The sequence below is a fragment of the Streptomyces sp. NPDC051104 genome (assembly GCF_040682835.1).
Classification (GTDB): domain Bacteria; phylum Actinomycetota; class Actinomycetes; order Streptomycetales; family Streptomycetaceae; genus Streptomyces; species Streptomyces cynarae.
Genome location: NZ_JBFBBS010000030.1, coordinates 69,986 through 80,990 on the forward strand (window position 1 = coordinate 69,986; position 11,005 = coordinate 80,990).

Sequence of the window (11,005 nt, forward strand, 5' to 3'; positions counted from 1 at the left end):
CGGCCGCAGGACGCTGAACCCATGGAACAGTCACCGCAGCATCCGCACATCGTGGTGCACGCCCCGGCGCTTGACGGATCCCGGCGGGTCACCGAGGGCGACGTGACCCTCGGGATCGCCTCCCACCTGGACGACGTCATCGAGATCCTGCGCCTGGCCGATCTGGACCGGATCGAGGTCGAGGAGAGCGACATCGTCGAGTGGCAGGGCGGCGGACCCGAGGACTGGCCGGGGTTGTCGGAGCACGAGATCGAGTGAGGGCGCCTACGCAAGCAGGCGTACTCCCTCTGCACAATGCTCAAATGAACCTCTGAACACCGGTCAGGGGGCTTCAACTACCCCTGGTCATGGGGAGATTCTCTGCACACGGGGCCCGCCGGCACGGGGGGCGGCGGGCCTCGCAGGGGGGTGCTGGCCGGGGGACCGCGGCCCGTGGGGGCGGGCCGCGGCGGTGCCGTTCTCCGTACGGAGGGCGCCGGGTGGGCGACAGACGGTCGTACCGGCCGCTCTGCTGAACAACCCTCCCAAGGACATCGTCGTCTTCGCGGGACCCCATGGCTTCCTGCACCAGACCGAAAGCCAGTCCGGGTACGTCTGGACGCCGTACGCGGGCGAACCGGACACCCCGGTGCCCGGGGTCGTGAACCGCCTTCAGATACCCGGATACTCGGGAGCGGGTTCCGACATCGTGGCCACGCCGTCGGCCGCCGGGTACCCACGGGGCCGCGGGCGACCGCGGCCCCGTCCGCGTTCGGAAGCGCGACTAGACGCTCTCCTCGAACTCCACGACCTCGCTGATGTCGTTGGTGGTCGACATGGAGATGTTGGTGACGCGCTCCAGGATCGCCTCGACGACCACGGGCACCCGGTACTCGGCGGCGAGCTTCTTGGCCTGTTCGAAGGCCGGGGCCAGGTCGTCGGGGTCCGTCACCCGGATCGCCTTGCAGCCGAGGCCCTCGGCGACCTTGACGTGGTCGACGCCGTAGACGCCCAGTTCGGGTGAGTTGATGTTCTCGAATTCCAGCTTGACCTGGAAGTCCATGTCGAAGGCCCGCTGTGCCTGGCGGATCAGGCCGAGGTAGGAGTTGTTCACCAGGACGTGGATGTACGGGATCCTGTGCTGGGCGCCGACCGCCAACTCCTCGATCATGAACTGGAAGTCGTAGTCACCGGACAGCGCGACCACGGACGCCTCCGGGTCCGCCTTCGCCACCCCCAGCGCGGCCGGGATCGTCCAGCCGAGGGGACCCGCCTGGCCGCAGTTGATCCAGTGCCGCGGGCGGTACACGTGCAGCATCTGGGCGCCGGCGATCTGGGAGAGGCCGATCGCCGTCACATACCGCGTCTCGGGGCCGAAGGCCTTGTTCATCTCCTCGTAGACGCGCTGCGGTTTGATCGGGATGTCGTCGAAGTGCGTACGGCGCTTCAGGCGGCCCTTCTTCTCCCGTGCGGCGGCGGCCCAGGCGGAACGGTCGGGGAGCCTGCCGGCCCGCCTCAGCTCCTCGGCCACCTCGACGAACAGCTCCAGGGCCGCCTTCGCGTCGGAGGCGATGCCGTAGTCGGGGGCGAAGATCCTGCCGATCTGGGTGGGTTCGATGTCGACGTGGACGAATGTCCGCCCGGCCGTGTAGACGTCGAGGCGCCCGGTGTGGCGGTTGGCCCAGCGGTTGCCGATGCCCAGGACGAAGTCGGACTCCAGGAAGGTCGCGTTGCCGTACCGGTGCGAGGTCTGCAGGCCGACCATGCCGGCGTGCAGCTCGTGGTCGTCGGGGATGGCTCCCCAGCCCATCAGGGTGGGGACGACCGGAGTGCCCGTCAGCTCCGCGAACTCAACGAGGAGTTCGGTTGCGTCGGCGTTGATGACGCCGCCTCCGGCGACGATCAGCGGGCGTTCGGAGGCGTTCAGCAGTGCGAGCGCCTTCTCGATCTGGGCGCGGGTCGCGGCGGGCCTGTAGACCGGCAGGGGCGCGTACGTCTCCGGGTCGAACTCGATCTCGGTGAGCTGGACGTCGACCGGCAGGTCGATCAGGACGGGCCCGGGGCGGCCGGAGCGCATCAGGTGGAACGCCTGCTGGAAGACGCCCGGCACCTGCGCGGCCTCCAGCACGGTGACAGCCATCTTCGTCACCGGCGCGGCGATCGACGCGATGTCGACGGCCTGGAAGTCCTCCTTGTGGAGCACCGCGGTCGGGGCCTGGCCGGTGATGCAGAGGATCGGGACCGAGTCGCCGGTCGCCGAGTAGAGCCCGGTGATCATGTCGGTGCCGGCCGGGCCGGAGGTTCCGATGCACACGCCGATGTTGCCGGGGTGGGTGCGGGTGTAGCCCTCCGCCATGTGGGACGCGCCCTCGACATGGCGGGCCAGGGTGTGGTGGATGCCGCCGGACGCTTTCAGGGCGGCGTAGAAGGGGTTGATCGCCGCGCCCGGAACCCCGAACGCGTCCCGGACGCCCTCACGTTTGAGGATCTCGACTGCCGCGCGGGCAGCGGTCATACGAGCCATGGAGTACTCCTGCTTCGACTGTCGGACTCGCGCTCCCGTCGCGCCTCGCGGTGAGCACCGATGCGCCTTTCGGCTTCTTCTTTCCGTAATACGGAATATTGTTTCTGCTATCTGGAAGCAATGTAGGCATGACAGAGGAAGCCGTCAAGAGCCGGCCCTTCAGGTGTGCGCGATCGCCGAAGTCGGGGACACGTGGGCATCCGCGGACGCACCATGGGAGCCATGCCCGAGAGCGTGCCGGTGTCCTGTCCGGTCTGCCGGCGCGAGCACGTCTACGCCGCGCCGTCGTATCCGTGCGTGTGCGGCGCGCCCGTCGCCCCGCCGCTGAACCGCCTCTCGCGGCCGTCCGTGGTCACCCACCGCACCTGGGACGACGGCTGGGTCGCGATCCGCTGCGGGAGTTGCGGCCGTGAGAGTCAGTGGCCCTGCCCGGAGCTGGACTGCCCGTGCGGGACGATCCTCCGTGTCCCGGTGAGCGGGGCCCCGGTGAGCGGGGCGCCACGCCCCGGTTCCACCGGGGACGGCGCGGGCGGTCGGCGTGCGCCAAGTCCCGTCTTCCAGCCCGTCACCATCCACACGGCCGCCGACGCCATCGGCGCAGCCGCGCTCTGGCTGCGCCGGCTCGGCCACCACGACGTCCGGCGCGCCCAGGAGCGTCCGCTCAGCGGGGTCCTGCTCACGGCGGAGGGGATGCGGGCGCTGGTGGAGCCGACGGTGCGTCCGGCGTCACTGCGGGACGTGGAGTGCCTGTGGCTCACCGCCCTGTCGGAGTCCGCACGCTGCGTGTGCTTCTCACTGGCGGGATACGCCGACGCCGCCCGTGCCGCCGCCGACCGCCTCGGCGTCCCGCTCTTCGTCCTCGACCTCACCGGCACGCCCCAGCCGGTGAACAGGCAGGCCGAGGATCTGGCCGCCGGCCTGGCCTGAACGATCCCTCGCCCTACGCCGGTTCCGCGAACCTCTCCCGCAGCTCGATCTTGCGGACCTTCCCCGAGACCGTCATCGGGAAGGCGTCCAGGATCTGCAGCCGGCTCGGGATCTTGTAGCGGGCGAGCTGCCCCTCGCAGAAGGCCCGCAGCTCCTCGAGGGTCGGCGGGTCGGCCGGGTCGCGGGGGATCGCGCAGGCCAGGACCTCCTCGCCGTACCGCTCGTGCGGGACCCCGACCACCTGCACGTCGGCGATCTTCGGATGCGCGTACAGGAACTCCTCGATCTCACGCGGGTAGATGTTCTCGCCCCCGCGGATGATCATGTCCTTGATGCGGCCGACGATCTCGACGTACCCGTCCTCGCGCATCATGGCGAGGTCGCCGGTGTGCATCCAGCGGCCGGGGTCGACGGCCTCCGCGGTCTTCTCCGGCTCGTTCCAGTAGCCGAGCATCACGCTGTAGCCGCGGGTGCACAACTCGCCCGCCGCACCGCGCGGCAGGGTCACCCCGGTCGCCGGATCGACGATCTTGACCTCGATGTGCGGGAGGACCCGGCCCACCGTGCCCGTGCGGTGCTCCAGGTCGTCGTCCATCCGGGTCTGCAGCGAGACCGGGGAGGTCTCCGTCATGCCGTAGCAGATGGACACCTGCTCCATGTGCATCTCGCCGACCACCCGCTTCATCACCTCCACCGGGCACGGCGAACCCGCCATGATGCCGGTCCTGAGGGACGACAGGTCGTACTCCGCGAAGCCGGGCAGGTTGAGCTCGGCGATGAACATCGTCGGCACGCCGTACAGGGAGGTGCAGCGCTCCTGCCGGACGGCCTCGAGGGTGGCCCGGGGTTCGAAGGACGGCGCCGGGATGACGATGCAGGCCCCGTGGGAGGTGGCGCCCAGGTTGCCCATCACCATGCCGAAGCAGTGGTAGAACGGCACCGGCAGACACACCCGGTCCTGCTCCGTGTAGCCGATCGTACGGCCCACCCAGTAGCCGTTGTTGAGGATGTTGTGGTGGGAGAGGGTGGCACCCTTGGGGAAGCCGGTGGTGCCCGAGGTGTACTGGATGTTGACCGGGTCGTCGCAGCTCAACTCGCCTGCGAGGGACGCCAGTCGGGCGTACGGGACCGACGCCGCGGCCCCCGTGAGCGCGTCCCAGGTGGGGTCGCCGATGTAGACGGTCTCGCGCAACTCCGGGCAGCTGCTGCGCACTTGGTCGACCAGGGCCCGGTAGTCGCTCGTCTTGTGGGCGAGGGAGGCGACCAAGAGCGAGATCCCGGCCTGCTTCAGCACGTACTGGAGCTCGTGGGCGCGGTAGGCGGGGTTGATGTTCACCATGATCGCGCCGATCCGCGCGGTGGCGTACTGCACCAGCACCCACTCGGGGCAGTTGACCGCCCAGATGCCGACCCGGTCGCCCTTGCGCACGCCCTTGGCGAGCAGCCCGAGCGCCACCTCGTCGACCGCGGCGCCGAACTCGGCGTAGGTCCAGCGCCTTCCGGACGGCACGTCGACCAGGGCCTCGCGGTCGGGGTACGCGGCGATCGCGCGGTCGAGGTTGGCGCCGATGGTGTCGCCGAGGAGCGGCGTCGTGCTGGTCCCGTGGGTGTAGGACAGCGCGGTCACCGGAAGTCCTCCTCGCGGTACTCGTTCCGCGAGCCCGCGGCCGTGGCCTCGCGCAGCTCGATGCGGCGGATCTTGCCGGAGACGGTCTTGGGCAGGTCCCCGAACTCCAGGCGGCGGATGCGCTTGTAGGGGGCGAGCGCCTCGCGGGAGTGCTCGAAGAGGACCTTCGCGGTGTCCGGGCCGGGCTCCCAGCCCGCGGCGAGCACCACGTACGCCTTCGGGACGGAGAGGCGCAGTTCGTCCGGCGCCGGTACGACGGCCGCCTCGGCCACCGCTTCGTGCTCCAGGAGCGCGCTCTCCAGCTCGAAGGGGGAGATCTTGTAGTCGGAGGCCTTGAAGACGTCGTCGGCCCGCCCGACGTAGGTGATGTAGCCGTCCGCGTCCCGGGACCCGATGTCGCCGGTGCGGTAGTAGCCGCCCGCCATGGCCTCGGCCGTACGGTCGGGGTCGCCGTGGTAACCGGTCATCACGCCGACAGGCCGTACGGACAGGTCGAGCGCGATCTCGCCCTCGTCCGCGCCCGGCGCGCCGCTCACCGGATCCAGCAGCTCCACGCGGAAGCCGGGGCTCGGCCGCCCCATGGAGCCCGTCTTCAGAGGCTGGCCCGGGCTGTTGGAGACCTGCACGGCCGTCTCGGTCTGCCCGAAGCCGTCCCGGATGGTCACCCCCCAGGCCCTGCGCACCTGCTCGATCACCTCGGGGTTCAGCGGCTCCCCGGCGGCGACCGCCTCGCGCGGCGGGGTGGCGAGCTGGGTGAGGTCGGCCTGGATCAGCATGCGCCACACGGTCGGCGGCGCGCAGAACGTCGTCACGCCCACGCGGTCCATCTCCGCCATCAGCCGGGCCGCGTCGAAGCGTGTGTAGTTGTGGATGAACACGGTCGCCTCCGCGTTCCACGGGGCGAACAGGTTGGACCAGGCGTGCTTGGCCCAACCCGGCGAGGAGATGTTCAGGTGGACGTCCCCGGGCTTGAGGCCGATCCAGTACATCGTCGCCAGATGACCGATCGGGTACGACACATGGGTGTGCTCGACCAGTTTGGGCCGGGCGGTGGTGCCCGAGGTGAAGTAGAGCATCAGCGGGTCGTCGGCGTGGGTCGGCCCGTCCGGCTCGAAGCGCGCGTCGGCCGCGTACGCGTCCTCGTAGGCCCGCCAGCCCTCCGGCGCGCCGCCGACCGCGATCCGGGTGTAGTCGCCCGGCACCTCGGCGAACTTGTCCGTGTCCTCGGCTCGCACGATCACCTGCCGGACCCGTCCTCGGTCGACACGGTCGCGCAGGTCCGCGGGGCCGAGCAGCGGGGTGGCCGGAATGACGACCGCACGCAGCTTCATCGCCGCCAGCGCGGTCTCCCACAGCTCGGTCTGGTTGCCCAGCATGACCAGGATGCGGTCCTCCGCGCGCACGCCCCGCTCCCGGAGCCAGCCGGCCACCCGGTTCGAGCGCTCGGACATCTCGGCGAAGGTGAGGCGTTCCTCGGAGCCGTCCTCCTCCACGATGTGCAGTGCCGTGCGGTCGTTGCCGTCCGCGATGACGTCGAACCAGTCGAGCGCCCAGTTGAAGTACGCCGGGCGCGGCCAGCGGAAGCCCTCGTACGCCGTCGCGTAGTCCTCCCGGTTAGCCAGCAGGAAGTCCCGCGCGGTCCGGAACGCGTCCGTCGCGTCGGTGTTCGCCGTCATGTGTCCTCCTCATTGCCGGACAGCCATCTCACATCGTGTAATCGGTGACGCAGGTCTCACCACCCCCGAACGGGGGGTGCGCCGCGACGGAGGGGCGAGCACGTGGCAGTTGACGCAGCCGAGACGGTTCAGGTGCGCAGCGCGCTGGTGCGGCTGCGGCGGGTCACGGGGCTTCCGGTCGCCTTCGGCGGACTGGTGGAGTCCGGGCGGCCGCAGATACGCATCAGCGAACTGAGCGGCACCGCGACGACGGCGCTCAGCTCCCTCGCCGTCGTCTCCGGCAGCGGCCTGGGTGGCAAGGTGACGGCGCTGGCCCGGCCGTGCGCGGTGACCGACTACTCGGCGTCCCGGCAGATCAGCCACGAGTACGACGCGGCGGTGGCGACGGAGGGCCTGAGGTCCGTCCTCGCGGTACCGGTCGTCGTACGGCGCCGGGTGCGCGGGGTGCTCTACGGCGCCCTGCGGACGGCGCAGCCGCTGGGCGACCGCACGCTGAGCGCGGCCGTGGAGGCGGCGCGGGACGTGGAGCAGGCGCTGGTCGCCCGGGACGAGGCGCGCAGCCTGCTGACGGCGGTGCGGGAGCCCTCCGGCCCGGCCGGGGCGGCCTGGGAGCAGGTGCGGGAGGCGCACGGCGCGCTGCGGGCGCTCGCCCAGCGGGTGGAGGACGTGGCGCTGCGGGCGGAGCTCCTGGATGTGTGCGGTCGGCTGGCCGGGGCGGCCTCCCCGGGATCAGCGGTGGGGAACGTGGGGCTGTCCCCGCGGGAGGTGGACGTCCTGGCGTGTGTGGCGGTCGGGTCGACCAACGCGGCGGCCGCCGAGCGGCTGGGGCTGCGCCCGGAGACAGTGAAGGGGTATCTGCGGTCGGCGATGCGGAAACTCGGCGCGCACAGCAGATGGGAGGCGGTGGTGGCGGCGCGGCGGGCCGGGCTGCTCCCGTAGACCTGTAGTTTCCGATTCATTCGGTAGTCCGATGAATTCCCTTGTGTCACCGCTTGTTGTTTCCCTCACCATGCCGCCGTCCGAATTTTCAATGGCAGGACGCCTAATATTGGCCAGGACACGACACCCGGAGGGGAGCGGCACCGTGCGACGGGACTTCAGGGAGCCTGCGAGACCCCACCATGACCTGGTCATCGGCCGGGAAGAGCTGTGCACAGCGGCGCGCCGGCAGCTCGCCGACGGGGGAAGTGTGCTGCTGCACGGCCCCGCCGGAATAGGAAAGTCGACGGTCCTGCGGACGCTGGCCGCGGAATACGGCGAAACGGTGCGCACCGTGTTGCGCTGCTCGGCGACCGAGTCCGAATCCCATCTACCCTTCCTGGCCCTGGCCGACCTGCTCGGGCTCGTCATGGACGAGGTAGCCGACCGGCTTCCCGCCCCCCAGCGCACCGCCCTGGAGTCCGCGCTCACCGGCCGCGGCGAGTCCACGCTGCAACGGGACGGACTCGCGCTTCGGCTCGCCGTGCTCTCCACCCTCCGTGCGCTGGCCACCCGCGGTCCCGTGCTGATCGTCGCCGACGACCTGCAGTGGCTGGATCCGGCCAGCACCGAACTCCTCGGCTTCGCCGCGCGGCGCCTCGGCGGCACACCGGTGCAGATGCTGTGCGCGGTGCGCACCCGCGCCGAACAGGGCCAGGAGTACGACCGCTATCTGAGCACGTCCCCGCCGGACACCCTCGCCCTCCAGGTGGGCCCGCTCTCGCGCGCCCGGATCGCCACGCTCCTCGACCACCGCGGCTACACGGGACTGCCCCGCTCCACCGTGCGGGACATCCACCGCACCAGCGGCGGCAACCCGCTGTTCGCTCTGGAGCTCGGCCGCGCACTCGCCGAGAGCCCGACTCCGCCGAGGCCCGGTGAGACGCTGCCCGTGCCGACCTCGCTCAGGACCCTGGTGCTCAACCGGCTGGAGGCGCTGTCCGACGAGGCCCGCCGCACCCTGCTCGTGGCGAGCGCAGGAGCCCGGCCCACACTGGCCCTGCTGCGCGCGGCGGGCCGGGACAACGCGGAGGCGGAGACCGCGCAGGCCGCCGCGCTCGGGCTGCTGGTGACGGAGCGGGAGGCACCGGGCGTACGGTTCGCGCATCCGCTGATTTCGGCCGCGCTGTACGCGCAGGCGAGCGCCCAGGAGCGGCGCGCCGTGCACGCGGCGCTGTCGACGGCGGCCTCCGACCCGATCGAGCGGGCCCGGCACCTGGCGCTGGCGACCACCGGCACGGATCCGCGGGTGGCGCAGCGGCTCGCCGAGGCCGCGTCCGCCGCCCGGGACCGTGGCGCGCCCTCGGTGGCGGCGGGGCTCGGGCTGCTCGCCGCCCGGCACACCCCTGCGGACGCGGTGCCGGGGCCCGACGAGCGGCGGTTGCAGGCGGCCGAGGACGCGCTGACCGCCGGGGAGACCGACCTCGCCCGGGACGTCGCCCGCGAGGTGCTGGCCCACGCGACGGAACCGACGGACAGGGTACGGGCCTGGATGGTGGTGATCGACGCCGCCGGGCACGCGATGGCCGAGGTCGACGCGGTCTTCCCGCAGGCGCTGTCGGACGCGGGCGACGACCCCCGGCTGCTCACCCTGGTGCACTACCAGCTCGCCTGGCGGGCGCTGCTGGTGGAGGGCGACTTCGCCCGGGCCCGGCAGGAGGGCGCCCTCGCCGCGGAGCTGGCGGCGCGGGCCGGTGACCGGCGCAACGAGCTGCTGGCCCTCGCCTTCCAGGCGCAGGCCGAGACCCTGATGGGGCACCCGGACGCACCGCGCACCATCAAGCGGGCGATGAGGGAACCGCAGGACGCGCGGGTGGCGTGCGACCACAACGGCGTCGGCGCCGTGCGGTTCCGCTGGCTGATCATGAGCGACCAGCTCTCCGAGGCGCGCAAGACGGTCAGCGCGCTGCTGAGCGAGGTGCGGCGGCGCGGCATGGTCGAGGCCGAGGTGCACTTCCTGCGCGGGCTCGCCGAGACCGAACTGCGGGCCGGACACTGCGGGCGGGCCCTCGACCTCGCGCGGGAGAGCCTCAGGCTGGCGCGGGACACCGGGATCGGGGAGGCCGCCAGCGCCATGCTCACCTCGCTGGCGGAGGCGGCGGGAGGCGAGGCGGAGCGGGCGCTGACGCTGGCCCAGGAGGCCGTGGGCCGGGCCGAGGAGGACGGCGACGTGATCTACCTGTCGCGGGCACTGGCCGCGCTGGGGCACGCCCAGCTGGTGGCCGGGGACTCGGCGGGGAGCGTGCGGTCCCTGCGCCGGGTGAGGGAGCTGGAGGAGGGGCTCGGGGTCACCGATCCGGCTCGGGGCCGCTGGCACGGCGACCTCGCGGAGGCGCTCGTACGCGTCGAGGAGCCGGCCGAGGCGCAGGACGTCATCGACGCCGCCCGCGCCCACGCGCTCAGACTCCGGCGGGAGAGCGTGCTCGCGGTGCTGGACCGGGCGGAGGCCCTGGTCCGGGCGGCACGTGGCGAAGTGGACGCGGCGGAACGTCAGTTGACGGCGGCCCGGGGCCGGCTCGCGAAGCTCGGCTACGGCCTCGAGGAGGCCCGGGCGGCCTATGCGCTGGCGGGACTGCGCGCCGGGCGGTCGGGACCGGCGTCGTACGACGAGTCGACCCGTCTCTTCCGCCGTTGCCGGGCGATGCCGTGGCTGCGCCTGGTGGAGACGGCCACGGTCACGGACCCGGCGAGGTCGGAGACTCATCCGACGGGGCCGGCGCCGGTCGCGGCGGCCGCCCTGGACAGCCTGGCCGCGACGGAACGGCAGGTCGCCGCGCTGGTCATGGAGGGGGCGACGAACCGGGAGATCGCAGCCCGGCTGTTCATCAGCGTCAAGACCGTGGAGGCCACGCTGACCCGGGTCTACCGCAAGCTGGGCATCCGGTCACGGGTGGACATCGTGCGTCTGGCGGCCGGGCACCGCGCGGGCTGAACCAGCGCAGACGGCACGCCCGTCGACCGGTTCCCGCGCGTGGACCGAGGGTTTTCCCTGCCCAACTCGCCTAGGGCGTTCCCTCATTGGGAGGGAGCCACTCCGGCTTCTAGCGTAAAGGCGTGCCGCTCGCCGGGCACACCGGGGCCGGTCCCCACTCGCGCGAACCCCCCACCGGCAACCCCACGAGGAGATCCATGTCCGGGCCGAAACGCGTCAGAAAGGCCGCCGCTGCCGCCGTGGCGACCGCTGCCGCCGCCACGGGCACGGCCGCCCTCAACCGGCAGGCCGGCCCCGCCCGGCTGCTCGGCGGTCTCCCGCTCCGGGGCCGCTAGGGCCTGCCTTCCGATGGACCCTTCCTT

The 11,005-nt window shown here is 72.0% G+C and carries 8 protein-coding genes; 5 read left to right on the forward strand and 3 right to left on the reverse strand.

The annotated features are described in order from the left end of the window. The first annotated feature begins 21 nt into the window (after window positions 1-21). Window positions 22-258 carry a hypothetical protein gene (locus AB0N14_RS30045; RefSeq protein ID WP_200418160.1) on the forward strand — a complete coding sequence of 79 codons (237 nt, stop codon included), beginning with the start codon at window positions 22-24 and terminating at the stop codon, window positions 256-258. 505 nt (window positions 259-763) lie between these two features. Here the strand turns inward: AB0N14_RS30045 and gcl are convergent. Then, window positions 764-2,503: a glyoxylate carboligase gene (gene gcl / locus AB0N14_RS30050; RefSeq protein WP_366028829.1), complete on the reverse strand. Its 1,740-nt coding sequence runs from the start codon at window positions 2,501-2,503 to the stop codon at window positions 764-766. A 213-nt stretch (window positions 2,504-2,716) separates the two neighbouring features. On the opposite strand from gcl, the gene AB0N14_RS30055 reads away from it, so the two are divergent. Continuing rightward, on the forward strand, window positions 2,717-3,430 hold the full coding sequence (locus tag AB0N14_RS30055; RefSeq protein WP_366028830.1) for a hypothetical protein: 714 nt from the start codon (window positions 2,717-2,719) through the stop codon (window positions 3,428-3,430). Window positions 3,431-3,443: 13 nt separating this feature from the next. On the opposite strand, the gene AB0N14_RS30060 is transcribed toward AB0N14_RS30055, so the two are convergent. Then, window positions 3,444-5,057, reverse strand: a complete 1,614-nt coding sequence (locus AB0N14_RS30060) for an AMP-binding protein (RefSeq protein WP_366028831.1) — start codon at window positions 5,055-5,057, stop codon at window positions 3,444-3,446. Beyond that, complete coding sequence (locus AB0N14_RS30065) at window positions 5,054-6,733, reverse strand: AMP-binding protein (RefSeq protein ID WP_366028832.1); 1,680 nt, start codon at window positions 6,731-6,733, stop codon at window positions 5,054-5,056. Before AB0N14_RS30065 ends, AB0N14_RS30060 begins: the two co-directional genes overlap by 4 nt. 102 nt (window positions 6,734-6,835) lie before the next feature. Between AB0N14_RS30065 and AB0N14_RS30070 the strand changes: the two genes are divergently transcribed. The 3 genes from AB0N14_RS30070 to AB0N14_RS30080 all read left to right on the forward strand — a co-directional run bounded on the left by AB0N14_RS30070 (window position 6,836) and on the right by AB0N14_RS30080 (window position 10,978). Continuing rightward, on the forward strand, window positions 6,836-7,672 hold the full coding sequence (locus tag AB0N14_RS30070; RefSeq protein WP_366028833.1) for a LuxR C-terminal-related transcriptional regulator: 837 nt from the start codon (window positions 6,836-6,838) through the stop codon (window positions 7,670-7,672). 145 nt (window positions 7,673-7,817) lie between these two features. After that, window positions 7,818-10,643, forward strand: coding sequence for an AAA family ATPase (locus AB0N14_RS30075; protein WP_366028834.1), 2,826 nt, complete (start codon window positions 7,818-7,820; stop codon window positions 10,641-10,643). Between the two features lie 197 nt (window positions 10,644-10,840). Then, window positions 10,841-10,978, forward strand: a complete 138-nt coding sequence (locus AB0N14_RS30080; protein WP_366028835.1) for a hypothetical protein — start codon at window positions 10,841-10,843, stop codon at window positions 10,976-10,978. Window positions 10,979-11,005 lie beyond the last annotated feature (27 nt).